15 protein-coding genes are annotated in these 17,351 nt (G+C 70.4%); 4 read left to right on the forward strand and 11 right to left on the reverse strand.

Going from position 1 to position 17,351, the window contains the following annotated elements; all coding sequences use genetic code 11:
- Window positions 1–32: 32 nt before the first annotated feature.
- Window positions 33–458: a YbjN domain-containing protein gene (locus CLV67_RS17955; protein ID WP_106319727.1), complete on the forward strand. Its 426-nt coding sequence runs from the start codon at window positions 33–35 to the stop codon at window positions 456–458.
- A gap of 113 nt (window positions 459–571) precedes the next feature.
- On the opposite strand, the gene CLV67_RS17960 is transcribed toward CLV67_RS17955, so the two are convergent.
- From CLV67_RS17960 to CLV67_RS17980, 5 genes are all read right to left on the reverse strand, one after another.
- Window positions 572–2,119, reverse strand: a complete 1,548-nt coding sequence (locus tag CLV67_RS17960; RefSeq protein ID WP_106319729.1) for a S1 family peptidase — start codon at window positions 2,117–2,119, stop codon at window positions 572–574.
- A 116-nt stretch (window positions 2,120–2,235) separates the two neighbouring features.
- Window positions 2,236–3,924: a ribonuclease J gene (locus CLV67_RS17965; protein ID WP_106319731.1), complete on the reverse strand. Its 1,689-nt coding sequence runs from the start codon at window positions 3,922–3,924 to the stop codon at window positions 2,236–2,238.
- Between the two features lie 13 nt (window positions 3,925–3,937).
- Window positions 3,938–4,831, reverse strand: coding sequence for a 4-hydroxy-tetrahydrodipicolinate synthase (dapA, locus tag CLV67_RS17970; protein ID WP_106319733.1), 894 nt, complete (start codon window positions 4,829–4,831; stop codon window positions 3,938–3,940).
- Window positions 4,832–4,857: 26 nt separating this feature from the next.
- Window positions 4,858–5,400 carry a DUF2752 domain-containing protein gene (locus CLV67_RS17975; RefSeq protein WP_106319885.1) on the reverse strand — a complete coding sequence of 181 codons (543 nt, stop codon included), beginning with the start codon at window positions 5,398–5,400 and terminating at the stop codon, window positions 4,858–4,860.
- On the reverse strand, window positions 5,397–6,635 hold the full coding sequence (locus CLV67_RS17980; protein WP_106319735.1) for a winged helix-turn-helix domain-containing protein: 1,239 nt from the start codon (window positions 6,633–6,635) through the stop codon (window positions 5,397–5,399). Before CLV67_RS17980 ends, CLV67_RS17975 begins: the two co-directional genes overlap by 4 nt.
- Window positions 6,636–6,674: 39 nt before the next feature.
- Here CLV67_RS17980 and CLV67_RS17985 point away from each other — a divergent pair, with 39 nt between their 5' ends.
- Window positions 6,675–7,250, forward strand: coding sequence for a GNAT family N-acetyltransferase (locus CLV67_RS17985; protein WP_106319737.1), 576 nt, complete (start codon window positions 6,675–6,677; stop codon window positions 7,248–7,250).
- Here the strand turns inward: CLV67_RS17985 and dapB are convergent.
- From dapB to CLV67_RS18015, 6 genes are all read right to left on the reverse strand, one after another.
- A complete protein-coding gene (gene dapB, locus CLV67_RS17990; protein WP_106319739.1) occupies window positions 7,247–8,008 on the reverse strand; it encodes a 4-hydroxy-tetrahydrodipicolinate reductase in 762 nt (253 codons plus the stop codon). The two genes, CLV67_RS17985 and dapB, sit on opposite strands and share 4 nt — an antisense overlap.
- Before the next feature lie 4 nt (window positions 8,009–8,012).
- Complete coding sequence (locus CLV67_RS17995; RefSeq protein WP_106319741.1) at window positions 8,013–8,927, reverse strand: phosphatase PAP2 family protein; 915 nt, start codon at window positions 8,925–8,927, stop codon at window positions 8,013–8,015.
- A gap of 105 nt (window positions 8,928–9,032) precedes the next feature.
- Entirely contained in the window at window positions 9,033–10,364 is a 1,332-nt protein-coding gene (locus CLV67_RS18000) for a M16 family metallopeptidase (protein WP_106319743.1), read from the reverse strand.
- Window positions 10,365–12,701 carry a polyribonucleotide nucleotidyltransferase gene (locus CLV67_RS18005; RefSeq protein WP_106319745.1) on the reverse strand — a complete coding sequence of 779 codons (2,337 nt, stop codon included), beginning with the start codon at window positions 12,699–12,701 and terminating at the stop codon, window positions 10,365–10,367.
- Window positions 12,702–12,893: 192 nt separating this feature from the next.
- Window positions 12,894–13,163 (reverse strand): 30S ribosomal protein S15, encoded by a 270-nt coding sequence (rpsO, locus tag CLV67_RS18010; protein WP_106319747.1) that lies wholly within the window; start codon window positions 13,161–13,163, stop codon window positions 12,894–12,896.
- A gap of 114 nt (window positions 13,164–13,277) precedes the next feature.
- Entirely contained in the window at window positions 13,278–14,210 is a 933-nt protein-coding gene (locus CLV67_RS18015) for a bifunctional riboflavin kinase/FAD synthetase (RefSeq protein ID WP_106319748.1), read from the reverse strand.
- Window positions 14,211–14,312: 102 nt separating this feature from the next.
- On the opposite strand from CLV67_RS18015, the gene CLV67_RS18020 reads away from it, so the two are divergent.
- Window positions 14,313–16,958 carry a response regulator gene (locus CLV67_RS18020; protein WP_106319750.1) on the forward strand — a complete coding sequence of 882 codons (2,646 nt, stop codon included), beginning with the start codon at window positions 14,313–14,315 and terminating at the stop codon, window positions 16,956–16,958.
- Complete coding sequence (locus CLV67_RS18025; RefSeq protein WP_239165968.1) at window positions 16,955–17,347, forward strand: response regulator; 393 nt, start codon at window positions 16,955–16,957, stop codon at window positions 17,345–17,347. The genes CLV67_RS18020 and CLV67_RS18025 overlap by 4 nt, the downstream gene beginning before the upstream one ends.
- Window positions 17,348–17,351: the final 4 nt, after the last annotated feature.

A 17,351-nucleotide genomic window follows, 5' to 3' on the forward strand; every position in this document is an offset into this window, starting at 1 on the left:
CTTTTCACTTTCCCGGCATTTACCATCGTACGGTGCAACCTCTCAGCAACGACTTGATCAAGGCGGCGCTGGACCAGCGTGGCTTCTCGTACTTCGTCGATGCCGACGGGGACATCGCCGGCAACTTCCAGGGCAACCTCATCTACTTCTTCCGCCTCGGTCAGCGGCAGGAGATCCTCCAGGTCCGCGCCATGATGCAGCACGTCTTCGCCGTCGACGACGTGCCACGGCTCTACGAGTTCTGCAACACCTGGAACCGGGACCAGCTCTGGCCGAAGGCGTACGTACAGGTCACCGACGACGGCCAGGCGATCGTGGTGGGCGAGGTCACCACCGACTGGGAACACGGCGCCACCCTCCAGCAGCTCGACCAGGTCATCCTCTGCGGAGTGGCGACCGGCTGCCGGCTCGGCGAGGCGCTCGGCGAACTGAAATCGGGGCCCCCACGCTCGGCGTGAGGACCCCGATCCGCTACCGGGTCACGGATGCCCGGCCGGGCGGAGGCGTCCGTACCCGGCTGCCGGACCGGACCGGGTGGCTTCCACACCCGGCCGGTCCGATGCCCGGTGGACTACTGGACGTTGAAGCCCAGGCTGTACGCGCCCGTGCCGGAGGCGGCCACGACCACGTACCGGTAGGTGCCGGAACGGCCGGTGAAGGTCAGCGTCTTGTCACCGTTGCCGGCCGACTGCGCCACGGTCCGGAACTGACCGCGGTTGTTGGCCCGCTGCAGCACCAGGTCGAAGTCGGCGCCCTCCGGGGCGTCGAGGCAGGCGGTGTGCGTGCCGGCCCGGGCCCGGTAGGCCCCGCCGTTCGGCTGCGCCTGCGCCTGGCCGGCCCGGTTGATCGTGCCGGTCCGCTGCACCGGGAGCGCGTCACACGCGGACGCCTCCTCACCCTCCTCGGCGGGCGGGGTGGTCGCCGGCGGAGCCTCGCCGCCCCCACCCTCGGTGGTGACCAGCGTCAGGTTCTGCGCCGCCAGCACCTCGTTCAGCGGCTGGAAGAACGTCTCGCCACCGACCGTGCAGTCACCGGAACCACCCGAGGTCATGCCCTGCGCCTGGTCACCGGAGAGCCACGGCCCGCCGGAGTCGCCACCCTCGGCGCAGACGTCGGTACGGGTCAGGCCCGTGACCGCGCCCTCCGGGTACCGGACCGTCTGGTTCTTGGCGAGGATCGTGCCGCAGAACGTGCCGGTGGTGGAACCGGAACGGCAGATCGCCGCGCCGACCGGCGCCTCGGTGTTACCGGCCACCGGCAGCTCGTTGCCGTTGAAGTCGTTGACCACCGGGCGCGGGTCCCAGTCGTCGTTCACCGCGACGAAGCCCATGTCGGCCTCACCCGGGAAGACCGAGAACTCCACGGTGCCCTGGGCCTGGTTGTTGAAGCCCGTGGTCGTGGTGCCCTCCTCGCCGCAGTGACCGGCCGTGACGAAACCGGTCGTCACCGAGAAACCGATCGAACAGCGGGCCTGGCCACCACCGACGTTGATGAAGTACGGGTCCGCGCCGCGCACGTCGAACAGCGGCTTCGGCTTGGCGTCGCTGATCTTCACGGTCACCGCGTCGGACGACAGGCCGGCCCGCTTCGCGAGCGCGAGCGCCTCCGCCTTCTCGCCGGGCTGCGCCACGACGACCACCTTGTTGGTGGCCACATCGACGTACCAGCCGGTCAGGCCGGCGACCTTCGCCGCGGCCGCGTCGAGCTTGGTCTTGGCCTCGTCCAGCTCGGCCTCACTCCGCTTGACCAGCACCGGCACGGCACCCGCGGCCTTGACCGCCGACGCCGCTCCGGAATCGGTCACCGCGACCTTGAGCGTGGTGCCGTCGGAAGCCAGCCAGGCGCCACCGAAGTCCTCACCCGTCTGCGCGGCCAGCGTCGCCGAGACGCCACCGGCCCACTCCGAGCGGGCCAGCCGGGTGGCTGCCTGTTCACCGTTGAGACCCAGGTCGCGTTTCATCGCCGCGAGCAGCTCCGGGGACAGACCCCCCGGAGTGCTGCTCTTGGCCTTCGACCCACCGGGCTCTTCGGTGTCGGCGAGCGACGGCAGGGTGAAGGCGACCGCCGCCGCACCCGCCACCGCAACAACCGCCCCTACGGCGATCGCACTGCGCTGCATCTGGAGAACTCCCTCCGCCACGGGTGCCGTGGGGGCGGCACCGGTGCCAGGGAGTACGCAGTTGCGGCGGAGATGGTTGAAACTCCACGCGTGATCCTTATGGATTCACAGGAATCTCAGACTTCGACCACCGTCGGTACGATCATCGGCCGACGCCGATAGGCGTCGTTCACCCAGCGGCCCACCGTGCGCCGCACCACCTGTTGCAGCTGGTGGGTGTCGGTGATGCCGTCCTCGGCCGAGCGGTGCAGAGCCGCGGTCAGCAGCGGGACGACCGGGTTGAACGCCTCCGGGTCCTCGGAGAAGCCCTTCGCCGAGATGACCGGCTCGCCGACCACCTTCCCGGTCACCGAGTCGATGACCACGGTCGCGGCGATGAACCCACCGTCACCGAGTATGCGGCGCTCGGTGAGCAACGACTCGCTGACGTCGCCGACCGCGAGACCGTCCACGTAGACGTACCGGCTCTTGACCCGGCCGACCACGCGGGCGTGCCCCTCGACCAGGTCGACCACGTCACCGTCCTCGCACAGCACCACACGGTCCGGCGCCACACCGGTCTCGATGCCGAGTTGCGCGTGGGCCCGCAGGTGCCGCCACTCGCCGTGCACCGGCATCAGGTTGCTGGGACGGGTCACGTTCAACAGGTAACGGAGCTCCCCGGCCGGGGCGTGCCCGGAGACGTGCACCTTGGCCGTCTCCTTGTGGACGACCGTGGCACCGGCCCGGGAGAGCTGGTTGATCACCCGGTAGACCGAGGTCTCGTTGCCCGGCACCAGCGAACTGGCCAGCACGACCGTGTCACCGGACGCGATGGTGATGTGCCGGTGGTCACCCGTGGACATCCGGCCGAGGGCGCTCATCGGCTCGCCCTGGGAACCGGTCGACATGAAGACGATCTCGTCGGGCGGCAGGTGGGTCGCCTCGTCCAGGCCGACCAGCAGGCCGTCCGGGATGCGCAGCAGACCCAGGTCACGGGCGATGCCCATGTTGCGGACCATGGACCGGCCGATCAGGGCGACCTTGCGCTCGTACTCCCAGGCCGCGTCCATCACCTGCTGCACGCGGTGCACATGGGAGGCGAAGCTGGCCACGATGATGCGGCCGCGGGCCTTGCCGAAGATCGAGCTGAGCACCGGCCCGATGTCGCGCTCCGGCGTGACGAAGCCCGGCACCTCGGCGTTCGTCGAGTCCGACAGCAGCAGGTCGACGCCCTCGGCGCCGAGCCGTGCGAAGCCGGCCAGGTCGGTGATCCGCCCGTCGAGCGGCACCTGGTCCATCTTGAAGTCACCGGTGTGCAGCACCAGACCCGCGGGGGTACGGATGGCGACCGCCAGCGCGTCCGGGATCGAGTGGTTCACGGCGAAGAACTCGCACTCGAACGGGCCGAGCCGCTCCACGCCGCCCTCGCGGACGGTCAGGGTGTACGGGTCCAGCCGGCGCTCGGCGAGTTTCGCCTCGACCAGGGCCAACGTGAACTCCGACCCGACCAGCGGGATGTCCGGCTTGTGGGCGAGCAGGTAGGGCACCGCGCCGATGTGGTCCTCGTGCCCGTGGGTGAGCACGATCGCCTGCACGTCCCCGAGCCGGTCCAATATCGGCGCGAAGTCGGGCAGGATCAGGTCGACACCCGGTTGCTCGACGTCGGGGAAGAGCACCCCGCAGTCGACGATCAGGATCTTCCCGTCGTACTCGAAATACGTCATGTTGCGGCCGATGGCGCCGAGCCCACCGAGCGGGACGACGCGCAGAGCGCCCTCCGGCAGCGGCGGCGGCGGACCCAGCTCGACGTGAGCGTTAGTCATTCGCCTCTTCCTGTCAGAGCACGATGCCGGCCGCGGCGGCGTCCTGGCGCAGTTGGTTCAATTCCTCGGTGGTCGCGTCGACCAGCGGCGAGCGGACCTGCCCCGCGGGCAGGCCGAGCGCGCCCAGACCGGCCTTGACCAGCATTACCCCCTGTGTCCGGAAGATGCCGGTGAACAGGGGCAGAGCGGTGCGGTGCAGGGTCAGCGCGGCCGCCGCGTCGCCCCGCTCCCACGCCTCGATCATGTCCTTGGCGAGCTTGCCGGTGAAATGCGTCGACGTGCCCACCAAGCCCACGCCGCCGATCGCGAGCAGCGGCAGAGTGGCCGCGTCGTCACCGGAGTAGTAGGCCAGGTCGGTCCGGGCCAGCACCTGTGAGCTGGCGACCAGATCGCCCTTGGCGTCTTTCACCGCGACGATCCGCTCGTGCTCGGCGATCCGCACCATTGTCTCGGTGGTGATCGCCGTGCCGGCGCGGTGTGGAATGTCATAGGCCATGATCGGCAGGCCGGTGGCGTCGGCGACCGTGCGGAAGTGCCGCTCGACGCCCGCCTGCGGCGGCTTGGAGTAATACGGCGTGACGACCAGCAGACCGTGTGCTCCCGCCTTCTCCGCGGTCTGCGCCAGCTCGATGGTGTGTGCGGTGTTGTTGGTGCCCACACCCGCCAGAACCTGCGCCCGGTCCCCGACGGCCTCGATCACGGCACGGAGCAACGACTCCTTCTCCGCGTCGGTGGTGGTGGGGGACTCTCCGGTGGTGCCGCTGATCACGAGAGCGTCGTTGCGCTGCTCGTCGACGAGGTGGACGGCGAGCCGTGCCGCGCCCTCGGTGTCCAGGGAACCGTCCGGGGTGAACGGGGTCACCATGGCGGTCAGCAGCCGTCCGAAGGGCCGCGGGTCTTGCGTCATACCTGACAACCTATCGGACGCTCCGGTCACACGTAGAAAGCGGTGAACGGCGCCCATGGGAGGTTACGCAGGATGCTCCACACACCCCAGACCGCCATGAATGTGATCATGGCGGCCGGACTGATCGAGAACTCCGGGAGCCTCCACCGGAACAGCCGCCGGCCGGCCCACGCCACGTACAGATAGATCAGGAACGGCACCGCGAAGACGAACAGCAGGTGGTGGCGGGCCGCGGCCGGCACGTCGCCGTGCAGCAGGAACCACGCGGCCCGGGTGCCGCCGCAGCCCGGGCAGACGAAGCCCGTGAGAAATTTCAGCAGGCAGGACGGCGCCTCACCGGCGCCGGCTGTGGCCGGGTCGCTGATCAGCGTGTAACCCACCGCGGCGCCCGTGCAGGCCAGCACCGCGAACGGGGCGAGCCACATCGGCGAGCGCGCGGCGAGCCGGTTGACCAGACGGGTCAGCCGGTCGGGCTCGGGTGGCCGGTAGTAGTCGAACCACTCGGGCGGGACCGGTGGCCCCTGCAGGGGCTGGTCGGCCAGCCAGGGAGGCAGCTCGACAGCGCTCATGGCCGCCACGGTACACCCGCGGCGCCGCGGGTCAGGGCGCTCGTCAGGGGGCCCGCCAAGTCGCCGCGCCCGGGCACGGTGACCGTGTGCAGGCCCAGCCAGCCGGCCAGGCGCCGCAGCTCGGTGGCGAGGGCCTCGGCGGTCTCCTCCTGATCGGCGTCGGGCTCGAGCCAGGCGGCCGGGATCTGCAGCTCACCGGTGCGCCGGTCGGCTTTCAGGTCGACGCGGGCCGCGAACCGGTCGCCGAGCAGGAACGGCAGGACGTAGTAGCCGAAGAGCCGCTGCGGTTTCGGAACATAGATCTCGATGCGGTACGTCATGCCGAACAGCCGCTCGGTCCGCGCCCGCTCCCAGATCAGCGGGTCGAACGGGCTGACCAGCGTCGCCGCACCGACCCGGCGGGGCAGCCGCGCCTCGTGATGCAGCCAGGCCGTCTTCCAGCCCGGGATCGTCACCGGGCGCAGCACCCCGGCCTCGGCCAGCTCGGCGATCGCCGTCCGGCACGGCTGCACCGGGAGCCGGAAGTAGTCACGCAGCTCCGCCTCGGCGGCCACGCCCAGCGCGCGGGCGGAGAGCTCCACCAGGGCGCGGAAGGCCTCGGCCGGCTCCGGCGTGGGCGCGGCCAGCACAGCCGGCGGCAGCACCCGCTCGGGTAGGTCGTAGCGCCGGGCGAAGGACGTGGTGCGCTCGGCCGCGGTCACCTGGCCGGTGTAGAAGAGCCACTCCAGGGCCTGCTTGACGACCGACCAGTTCCACCCCCAGTGCTCCTTGGTCCGCGGGGTGTCGTGCTCGATCTCGGCCGCGGTGATCGGGCCCCGGTCACGCACCTCGTCGAGCACCCAGGCCACCAGATCGGGCTGCTCCTCGGCGATGCGCCGCATGTTGCCCCAGGCGAACTCGTGGGCCCGCGCCATCCGCCAGCGGAACAGCGGCTGCAGGTCGGCGCGGATCAGCGACGCCTCGTGGCCCCAGAACTCGAACAGCTCGCGGGGCTTGCGGTAGGCGGCCCGCTCCAGCAGGCCGGGGTCGTACGGCCCGAGGCGGCTGTAGAGCGGCATGTAGTGGGCACGCTGCAACACGTTCACCGAATCCATCTGGATCAGGTGCAGGCGGCGCAGCACCCGGCGCAGGTGACGCAGATCGGTGACGCCACCCGGCCGGGCGTCGAGGAAGCCCTGGGCCGCCAGTGTGATCCGGCGGGCCTGGGCGACGGAGAGCGAGTCGGACACGGCCACCGGGGAAGACTAGGTGACGGGTATGACAAAGTTGCCGCCATGGCACTCGGCTTCGTCCGTCCCGCCCGTCCCGAGGACGCCGCGGAGATCGCTCGCATCCAGCTCTCCACCTGGCGCACCGCGTACCGCCGGATGTTCCCGGCGCACGTGCTCGCCAGTCTCGACGAGGGCTACCTGGCCCGTGGCTGGACCGAGGCGATCACCGCGCCGCCGTCCGCGCGGCACCGGGTCCTGATCGCCGTCGAGCAGGGTGAGAGCAACGCGCACGTCGTCGGGTTCGCGGCCTCAGGACCGGCCGACGAGCAGGCGCTCGCGCCGGACGAGAAACCCCTGCCGGATGACGTCGCGGCCGTCACCGACCTGCTCATCGAGCCGCGCTGGGGCCGCCGGGGCCATGGCAGCCGGCTGCTGGCCGCCGCGGTCGACAACTGGCGTGACGACGGTTTCCGGACCGCCGTGGCGTGGGTGTACGAGGCCGACGACGCGATGCGCAAGTTCCTCGGCTCGACCGGCTGGGAGCCGGACGGGGCGGGCCGGGCCCTGGACGTCGACGACCTCCTGGTGCCGCAGTTCCGCCTGCACGTCGCGGTCAACGAGACGCCCGCCGGAGACTAACCCTCCAGCAGCGGGTCCAGGCCGATGGTCAGGCCGGGACGGCTCACCACGTTGCGGACGGCGAGCAGCACGCCCGGCATGAACGACGAGCGGTCCAGCGAGTCGTGGCGGATGGTCAGCGTCTCACCGGAGGTGCCGAACAGCACCTCCTGGTGCGCCACGAGACCCGCGGCGCGTACCGAATGGATCCGAATGCCGTCGATCTCGGTGCCGCGGGCGCCGAGCTGCTCCTCCTTGGTGGCGTCGGGCATCGGCGGGCAGTTCGCCGCGGCGCGGGCCTCGGCGATCACCTTGGCGGTGTGCATGGACGTGCCGCTCGGCGCGTCCAGCTTGCGCGGGTGGTGCTGCTCGATGATCTCGACCGAGTCGAAGTAGCGGGCCGCGCGGGCGGCGAACTGCATCATCAGCACCGCGCCGATGCCGAAGTTGGGCGCGATGAGCACGCCGACGCCGGGCTTGGCGGCCAGGCGGCCGCGCACCGCCTCCAGCCGGTCCTCGGTGAACCCCGAGGTGCCGACCACGACGTGGATGCCCTGCTCGATCGCCCACGCCAGGTTGTCCATCACCACGTCGGGGTTGGTGAAGTCGACGAGCACCTGCGCACCGGCGTCGGACGCCTGGAACAGCTCCTCGCCCTGGTCGATCATCGACACGAGGGCCAGGTCGTCGGCGGCGTCCACCGCCTTGCACACCTCGAGGCCCATGCGGCCCCGGGCGCCGAGAACTCCGACACGGATGGGTTCAGGCAGATCGGTCACAACGTCAACCTAACGTACGCCCACGCCGTGCCGATTTAACGTGCCCACGTTGTGCCCACCATCGCTCACCGGCGCCCACGACCAGGAAGACCACCCCGACGTACGCCCATCCGACCAGCACGTCGATCACCCAGTGCTCGGCCGTGTAGACCAGCGTGAAGGTCATCGACAGCGGGTACGCGAGCAGCAGCGGCCACCACAGCCTGCGCACCCGGGGCAGGAAGAACACCACCGCCATGAAGGCGAACGCGGTGTGCAGTGACGGCATCGCGGCCACCGGGTTCGACGCCTCCACCTGCAGCGCGTTGAGCGTGTTGCCGGCGCTGTGCAGTCCGACGGCATTCCAGCCGTTGGTCGAGATGCGCTCGGCGTCGATCAGCGAGCCGTGCTCGGGCAGAGCGGCCCACCACGGCGGGGCGGCCGGATAGAGGAAGTACGTGATGAGCCCGAACACGCAGAGCAGGAACCACCGCCGCATGAACCGGGCCCACTGCGGCCGGGACCGCATCCACAGCACCACGGCGATCGTCGGCAGCGTCAGGAAGTGCGAGAAGTAGACGAGCGAGACGACCACCTCCCACCACTGCACGACGCCCGGCTGCCAGAGGTGGTCCTGCAGCCACTCGGTCGGTGTGAGCCCGCCGGTGAGCCCCCCGAACGCCCACTTGTCGAAGGCGATCAGCTCGGTGACGTGCGGATCGAACAGCCGGTCGGCGTAGCCGCGGGACACGTTGTAGAGCACCAGGAGCAGGCAGATCGGCAGCCAGTCACGCAGGAAGCGCAGGTGGGTACGCCACGGCTCGTAGTTGCGCCACGCCACGGTGGCCAGCCACAGCCAGCCGAAGGCGATCAGCGGATCGCTGGTCGGGACACCCACGAAATAGACCCCGACGGCGAAGACCCCCGCCCAGACGAGCATCCCCAGGACCCGCCGCTTCCGGACGTCCGGCGGCGGCGGGGTCGCAGGTGTTTCGGGGGGTGTCTCCAGTGCTGTCACGGTGAACAAGGGTAGAACCAGAGGTTGCTAGGACGGTAATTCACCGGAGTCGAAGGGACCCACCACCGCCAGCGACAACGGCTTGGCCAGCAGGTCCGCGGCGACCGCGTGGACCTCCTCGGCGGTGACCGCGTCCACCCGGGCGAGCAGCTCGTCGACGCCCATCAGATCGCCGTGCAGCAGTTCCGACTTGGCCAGCCGGCTCATCCGGGAACCGCTGTCCTCCAGGCCCAGCACGTACGACCCCTTGGCCATACCCCGGCCCCGGAGCAGTTCCTCCGGCGTGATGCCGTCGGTCGCGACCCGGTCCAGCTCGATCCGGATCAGGTCGAGCACCTCACGGGCCTTGGCCGGCGCGCAGCCGGCGTAGACACCGATCAGGCCGCTGTCGGCGTACTGACCGGCGTAGGAGTAGACCGAGTAGGCGAGGCCGCGCTTCTCCCGGATCTCCTGGAACAGCCGGCTCGACATGCCGCCGCCGAGCACGTTGTTGAGCACGCCGAGCGCGAACCGCCGCTGGTCGTGCCGCCCGAGCCCGGGACCGCCCAGGACGATGTGCGCCTGCTCGGTGTCACGGTGCAGGACGATGTCGTGGGCCTTGCGTACGCGTACCCGCGCATTGCCTTTTCGTGGCGGTGCCGGATCCGCCTGCCCGGTGTCCAGCGGGGTGCCCGCCAGGGCCTTGCGGACCAGCCGCACCACCGTGGCGTGATCCAGGTTGCCGGCCGCCGCGACGACGATCTCCGGGGCCGTGTACCGACGCCGGTAGAACCGGTTGATCTGGTCCCGCGTCATCGGGGTGATCGACTCGGGCGTGCCGGAGATCAGACGGCCGAGCGGGTGGTCACCGTAGATCGCCTCGGCGAAGACGTCGTGCACCTCGTCACCGGGCTCGTCCTCGTGCATGGCGATCTCCTCGAGGATCACGCCACGTTCGGTCTCCACGTCGGTCGGGTCGAGGATCGAGTCCGCCACCGCGTCGACCAGCACGTCCACCGCGAGCGGCAGATCGGTGTCGAGCACCCGCGCGTAGTAGCAGGTGTATTCCTTCGTGGTGAAGGCGTTCGTCTCGCCGCCGACCGCCTCGATCTGCGAGGAGATCTCCAGCGCGGTGCGCTTGTGGGTGCCCTTGAAGAGCAGGTGCTCCAGGAAGTGCGAGGCACCGTGCAGTGCCGGCGTCTCGTCCCGCGAACCGATCCCGACCCAGATGCCGAGCGCGGCGCTGCGGGTGGTCGGGATGGCCTCGGTGATGACGCGCAGGCCACTGGGCAGGACGGTCTTCTTCACACCGTCCTGCAGGGTCCGGGTAGAGACGCGGGCCGGCCTAGTGGCCGGCCCGCGTCCTTCATTCGCTGTCACTTAGTCGCGGCGCTCGCCGCGGTCGCCTCCGGCCGAGCGCGACCGGCGCCGGCGGGGCTCGCCACCGCCGTCGCGGGGACCACGGTCCTCACGCGGCGGACGGCTCTCCCGGCCCTCGGCGGCACCCTCGGCCGGGGCGGCCGGGGCCTCCTCGCCCTCCGGGCGGACCTTGTCCAGGTAGATCTTGCCGCGGGCGTCGATGTCCGCGATGGACACCTCGACCTTGTCGCCGACGTTGAGGAAGTCCTCGACCTTCTCGACCCGCTTGCCGTCGCCCACCTTGGAGATGTGCAGCAGGCCGTCACGGCCGGGAAGCAGCGAGATGAAGGCGCCGAACGCGGCGGTCTTCACCACGGTGCCGAGGAACTTGTCGCCCACCTTCGGCAGCGTCGGGTTGGCGATCGCGTTGATCCGCTCGACGGCGGCCTCGGCGGCCGGGCCGTTGGTCGCGCCGACGTAGATCGTGCCGTCGTCCTCGATGGAGATGTCGGCGCCGGTCTCGTCCTGGATCGCGTTGATGGTCTGGCCCTTCGGGCCGATCACCATGCCGATCTTGTCGACCGGGATCTTCACGGTGGTGACCCGCGGGGCGTGCTCGCTCATCGCGGCCGGGCCCTCGATCGCCTCGGTCATCACCGCGAGGATCGTGGCACGGGCCTCGTGCGCCTGCTGCAGCGCGCCGGCCAGCACGTCCGACGGGATGCCGTCGAGCTTGGTGTCCAGCTGCAGGGCGGTGACGAACTCACTGGTGCCGGCGACCTTGAAGTCCATGTCACCGAACGCGTCCTCGGCACCGAGGATGTCGGTCAGCGCGATGTACTCGGTCTTGCCGTCGACCTCGTCGGAGATGAGACCCATGGCGATGCCGGCGACCGGGGCCTTCAGCGGCACACCGGCGCTGAGCAGGGCCAGCGTCGAGGCGCAGACCGAGCCCATCGAGGTGGAGCCGTTGGAGCTGAGAGCCTCGGAGACCTGACGGATCGCGTACGGGAACTCCTCGCGCGACGGCAGCACGGGCACCAGGGCCCGCTCCGCCAGCGCGCCGTGACCGATCTCGCGGCGCTTCGGCGAGCCCACCCGGCCGGTCTCACCGGTGGAGTAGGGCGGGAAGTTGTAGTTGTGCATGTAACGCTTGGTCTTCTCGGGAGCGAGAGTGTCCAGCGACTGCTCCAGGCGCAGCATGTTCAGCGTGGTGACGCCCAGGATCTGGGTCTCGCCCCGCTCGAACAGCGCCGAGCCGTGCACGCGCGGCAGGACGCCGACCTCGGCGGCCAGGCCACGGATGTCGCGCGGGCCACGGCCGTCGATGCGGATCTGCTCGCGGAGAACCCGCTGGCGGACCTCGGACTTGGTGACCGAGCGGAACGCCGCGCTGATCTCCTTCTCCCGGCCCTCGAACCGCTCGTCGAGCAGCTCGTGCGCCTTCGCCTTGACCAGGTCGAGGGCTTCCTCGCGCTCCTGCTTGCCGGCGATCTTGAGAGCCTCGGCGGTCTCCTCGCGGACGGCCTCCGCGACGGCGGCGAAGACGTCGTCCTGGTAGTCGAGGAAGACCGGGAACTCGGCGACCGGCTTGGCGGCGATCTCGGCCAGCTCGCTCTGCGCGCGGCACAGCTCACGGATCGCGGGCTTGGCGGCCTCCAGGCCGCTCGCCACGACCTCCTCGGTCGGCGCAACGGCGCCGGCCGAGATCAGCTTGATCGCGTGCGGGGTGGCCTCGGCCTCGACCATCATGATCGCGACATCGCCCTCGGCGGTGACGCGACCGGCCACGACCATGTCGAACGTGGCGCGCTCGAGCTCCTCGAGGGTCGGGAACGCGACCCACTGGCCCTCGACGTGCGCGACGCGGGTGGAGCCGACCGGACCGCTGAACGGCAGGCCGGAGAGCTTCGTCGACATCGAGGCCGCGTTCATGGCGACGACGTCGTACGGGTGCTGCGGGTCGAGCGCGAGGACGGTCTCGACGACCTGGACCTCGTTGCGCAGGCCCTTGGTGAACGACGGGCGCAGCGGCCGGTCGATCAGGCGGCAGGTGAGGATGGCGTCCTCGGACGGACGGCCCTCACGCCGGAAGAACGAGCCGGGGATGCGCCCGGCGGCGTACATCCGCTCCTCGACGTCGACGGTCAGCGGGAAGAAGTCGAAGTGGTCCTTCGGCTGCTTGCTGGCGGTCGTCGCGGAGAGGACGGTGGTGTCGCCCAGCTGGACGATCACGGAGCCGGCAGCCTGCTGTGCGAGGCGGCCGACCCGGAACACGATCTCGCGGGTGCCGAACGAGCCGTTGTCGATGACGGCGGTGCGGGATTCGTTGCCGAGAGCGTTGTTCTGGTCTGTCATGAAGTGCGGTACTCCTTCGTCGAGGACCCGGCGGTCAACAGCGCGTTTCAGTCGAGCCGGTCTTCGATCGAAGCGCCCAGGGACGTCACCTGGGAACCACTACCGAGGACCGGTGCTGACGGGTGTGATCCGCGCGGGTCCGTGGGGTGTCAGTGGTGCTTCCTGGGGGAGCATGCTCCCCCAGGATTGAAACTATCGGCGCAGGCCGAGGCGCTCGATGAGCGTCCGGTAGCGGGCGATGTCCTTCTTCTGAACGTAGTTCAGAAGGCGGCGACGCTGACCGACGAGCAGCAGCAGACCACGACGGCTGTGGTGGTCGTGCTTGTGCTTCTTGAGGTGCTCGGTGAGGTCGGCGATCCGCTTGGTCAGCATCGCGACCTGAACCTCGGGCGAACCGGTGTCGCCGTCCTTGGTCGCGTACTCACCCATGATCTTGTTCTTGGTCTCTTGATCGAGCGCCATGTTCTCCGAACTTCTGTGTTGCCGATTTCACGGTTACCCCGCGACCCGCGGCGTCGGGCAGGCAGGCGGGACCGGTGTCGGATATTCCAACGACCGTTCAACCCTACCAGGGGGTCAACCGAGCAACACCCGGGTCTCTTCGACGTCGGCTCTGATCTGCGCGATCAATGGGTCGATGCCTTCATATTTACGTTGCTCACGTAGATGGGCGACGAAATCGAGGCTGACCCGCTCGCCGTACAGGTCGCCGGAGAAGTCGAGGACGTACGCCTCCACCCGGCGTTCCCGCCCGGAGAAAGTGGGATTGGTGCCGATCGAAACGCTGGCCGGCAGCCGTTCGCCGTTCTCGCCGCCCCGGGTCAGCCACGCCGCGTAGATTCCGTCGGCCGGCACCGCGGCGTACCGGTGCGTCATCAGGTTGGCGGTCGGGAAGCCGAGCTCGCGCCCGCGCTGGTCACCGCGGACCACCACACCGGCGAGGCGGTGCGGGCGGCCGAGCGCGACCGCGGCGGCCCGCACGTCGCCGGCGTCGACACAGCTGCGGATGTACGTCGAGGAGAACACCAGCCCGCCCTCGGAGACCAGCGGGGCGTCCTCGACGGTGAAGCCGAACGTGCGGCCGAGCGACTCGAGCAGCCCCACGTCACCGGCGGCGCGGTGCCCGAACCGGAAGTTGTCACCGACCACCACGGCCGCGGTGTGCAGCGACTCGACGAGCACGTCGTGCACGAACTCGTTCGGCGTCAGCTGGGAGAAGGCCGGCGTGAACGGCACCACGCAGAGCGCGTCCACGCCGAGGGCCTCGATCAGCGCGGCCTTGCGGACCGGCTCGGTGAGCACGGCCGGGTGCGAGCCCGGACGGACCACCTCGGCCGGGTGCGGGTCGAAGGTCATCACCACCGACTGCAGACCCGAGTCGCGGGCGCGCTTCACGGCGTGCCCGATGATCGCCTGGTGACCGCGGTGCACCCCGTCGAAGACACCGATCGTCACGACCGATCGGCCCCACCCGGACGGGATCGTCTCCAACCCCCGCCATCGCTGCATCGAACGCTCCTCAGCCGACGTTTATCCGCCCCAGCGTATCGATCGTTCAGCGGGCCGGTATCAGCCCTCCGAGTCACCCGTAACGGTATGATAAATAGCGAAATGAGCGTCGGGTGGGATCGCCTCGTGCTGCTCGCTGCGGAGGTCACCTTCGCGGTGCTCTTCCTCCGCGCCCTCCTCGGCTGGCTCCGTGCCCGCGATCCGCTGCAACGCGACGTGTGCCTGGTCTTCGCCCCGCTCATGCTGGTGTTCTGCGTTGACATCGCGCGGATGACCGGTGGGACCCCACCCGCCTGGATCAACGCGATCGCACTCATGGCCCAGCCGTACCTGACCCTGCGGCTGGCCGGCCGGCTGCGCGAGGTGTCACCGGCACTCACCGCCGGCGTGCTCGTCGGGTACGTGGCGGTGCTGCAGCCTCTGGTGATGATGGACCGGCCGCTGCCGGCCTGGGCCCGGATCGCCGCGGTGGCCTACTTCCTGTCGGTCGAGACGATCGCTGCCGCGCTGCTCTACGGCGAGGCGCGGACCAGGACCGGCGCGAACCGGGCCCGCCTGGTGATCGCGGCGGGAGCGACCCTGGTCTTCGGCCTCATGATCATGCTCCGGGTCAGCCCCGACCCGTCGACCCGCAACGCGAGCATCGTGCTCGCCCTGGTCAGCGCAATGGGCTACCTGATCGCCTTCCAACCGCCCCACTGGCTGCGGCGCCTGTTCTCGGCCGCCGCCGCCCAGTCGGTCACCGAACGCCTGCTGCGGGCGCCCGCCGGCTCCCCGGAACAGGTCTGGCAGACGTACGCCGAGATCATGCGGGCCCAGACCGGCGCGGACGCGGTCGCCGTCCTGCTGCACGACGACGACGGGACACTGAACCGGATCGCCTACTCCGGTCCGGTGCTGCCCGCCTCCGGCAGCCCGATCGACGCGGGCCTGAGCACCCTGGGCCGCGGCACCGTGCCGATCCGGCTGCGCGACGGCCCGCCCGGTCTCGTCCGCCACTTCGGGGCCGGACTGGCCGACGACCACGTCCGGGTGCTGCGCATGAGGGTTCCGCCCGACGTCGAAGGCGCGGTGCTGCTGTTCAACCGGCACCGGAACCTGTTCAGCGAGGACGACATGCGGCTGCTGGCCGACCTCGGCGGTCATGCCGGGGTCCTGGCCGAACGCCAGGCGATCACGGCCGAGCTGAGCGAGTCGGTGGCGGCGCTGACCCGGGCCAGTCAGGCGAAGAGCGACTTCCTGGCCAACATGAGCCACGAGTTGCGTACCCCGTTGAATGCGATCATCGGCTTCAGTGACCTGATGCGGCTCGAAGAGCCGGACGGTGACCGCCGCAGGGTGCCCGCCGAGTGGGTGGACCACGTGCACGGCAGTGGCCGCCACCTGCTCGGCCTGATCAACGACATCCTCGACCTCACCAAGGTCGAGTCCGGGCGGATGGAACTGCGGCTCGCCCCGGTCCGGGTGGACACCGCCATCGAGGACCTGCTCACCACGCTGGCCCCGCTCTTCGCCGGCAAGCGGCTCGCGGTCCGCGCCGATCTCGCGCCGGTCACCGCGCTCGCCGACCGTCTGCGGTTCCGCCAGATCGTCGAGAACCTGCTCTCCAACGCGGTCAAGTTCACGCCCGAGGAGGGTTGCGTGACGATCACCGCACGGGCGGCCGGCGACCGGATCAGGATCGTCGTGGCCGACACCGGCGTCGGCATCGCCACCGCGGACCTGGAACGCGTCTTCGAGGAGTTCCAGCAGGTCGGCCACCCGGAACAACGGCACTCCGGCACCGGTCTGGGGCTGGCCCTGACCCGGCGCCTGGTCGCGGCCCACCAGGGGAGGATCAGTCTCACCTCGGAACCCGGCCGGGGTAGCGAGTTCACCGTCGAGCTGCCGGCCACCTCGGTGACCGCGTCGGCCGAGCACCCCGCGCCGGGGCCCTACGTGCTGCTCGTCGAGGACGATCCGCAGTCCGCCGAGCTGATGCGCACCCAGCTCGGCAACGCCGGGTACCGGGTGGAGGTGGCCGGCACCGGCGAGAGCGGCCTGGCCCTGGCCCGCGAGCACCGGCCGGACGCCGTGGTCCTCGACGTCACGCTGCCCGGCATCGACGGCTGGGAGGTGCTGCGCCGGTTCAAGTCCGACCACCGGCTGGCAGGCATCCCGGTCTTCTTCGCCAGCATCCTCGACGAGGCGCCGGCCGGGATCGCCCTCGGCGCGCACGACTGGTTCGTCAAGCCGGTCGACCAGCCGACGCTGCTCAGCGCCCTGGCCAACGCCGTCGCCGCCCGGCCCGCCCCGAGAGTGCTGCTGGTCGACCACGACGACGAGGTGCGGGAGGCCGTCGAGAGGGGTCTGCGGGCCGGCGGCGCCGACGTGGTGGCCTGCGCCGACGGGCGGGCCGGGCTGGCGCGCAGCCGCGACGAGGAGTTCGACCTCATCGTCTGTGACATGCAGTCCCCCGAGGAGGACGGGTTCAGCCTGCTGGCCGCCATCGAGCAGGACCCGTCCGGGCGGCAGACCCCGGTGCTCGGGCTGAGCGCGGCGGCCCTCGCCTCCGGGGAGACGGCCCCGCTGATCGCCACCGCGATGGCCGGCGGAGTGGTCGCCGAGGCCCTGGCCGGCATCGACCACAGGCCACCACGGTTGGGTCACCACCCGGCTGCCCGGCGAGGTGTCACCCGGTTCTCCGCTGACGACATCACGATCCGCAGCGCAGTCCCGCCCGTCGAAGCCCGGAGGACCGATCCGTGAGCGAACCGCACCGCATCCTCCTGGTCGAGGACGAGGAACTGAACCGCATGCTGGTCAAGGCGGTCCTGGCACGGGCCGCCATCGCCGCGGTCCGGGATGCCGAGCTGGTCGACGCCGAGACCCTGAGCGCCGCACGGCAACGGCTGGCGGACAGCGACTTCGACCTGATCCTGCTCGACCTCAACCTGCCCGACGGCAACGGCCTGACCCTGGCCCGCGAGCTGGCCGCGGCCGGCACGCCGAAACCGCCGGTGGTCGCGGTCACCGCCAGCGTGCTGCCGCAGGACCAGAAGGCGGCCCTCGACGCCGGATGTGACGACTTCCTCGACAAGCCGTACGCCGCCGCCGATCTGGTCGCCACGATCGCCCGTCACCTGGGTGAGCGCTGAGGGC

Origin of the sequence: Actinoplanes italicus, from assembly GCF_003001815.1 — a bacterium.
In the GTDB taxonomy this organism is placed as follows: Bacteria; Actinomycetota; Actinomycetes; order Mycobacteriales; family Micromonosporaceae; genus Actinoplanes; species Actinoplanes italicus.

Coding starts and splice junctions, on each gene's coding strand:
- CLV67_RS17960 (WP_106319729.1), bottom strand. CDS start 2,119: ATGCAGCGCAGTGCGATCGCCGTAGGGGCGGTTGTTGCGGTGGCGGGT.
- CLV67_RS17965 (WP_106319731.1), bottom strand. CDS start 3,924: ATGACTAACGCTCACGTCGAGCTGGGTCCGCCGCCGCCGCTGCCGGAG.
- dapA (WP_106319733.1), bottom strand. CDS start 4,831: ATGACGCAAGACCCGCGGCCCTTCGGACGGCTGCTGACCGCCATGGTG.
- CLV67_RS17975 (WP_106319885.1), bottom strand. CDS start 5,400: ATGAGCGCTGTCGAGCTGCCTCCCTGGCTGGCCGACCAGCCCCTGCAG.
- CLV67_RS17985 (WP_106319737.1), top strand. CDS start 6,675: ATGGCACTCGGCTTCGTCCGTCCCGCCCGTCCCGAGGACGCCGCGGAG.
- CLV67_RS17995 (WP_106319741.1), bottom strand. CDS start 8,927: ATGCTCGTCTGGGCGGGGGTCTTCGCCGTCGGGGTCTATTTCGTGGGT.
- CLV67_RS18005 (WP_106319745.1), bottom strand. CDS start 12,701: ATGACAGACCAGAACAACGCTCTCGGCAACGAATCCCGCACCGCCGTC.
- rpsO (WP_106319747.1), bottom strand. CDS start 13,163: ATGGCGCTCGATCAAGAGACCAAGAACAAGATCATGGGTGAGTACGCG.
- CLV67_RS18015 (WP_106319748.1), bottom strand. CDS start 14,210: ATGCAGCGATGGCGGGGGTTGGAGACGATCCCGTCCGGGTGGGGCCGA.
- CLV67_RS18020 (WP_106319750.1), top strand. CDS start 14,313: ATGAGCGTCGGGTGGGATCGCCTCGTGCTGCTCGCTGCGGAGGTCACC.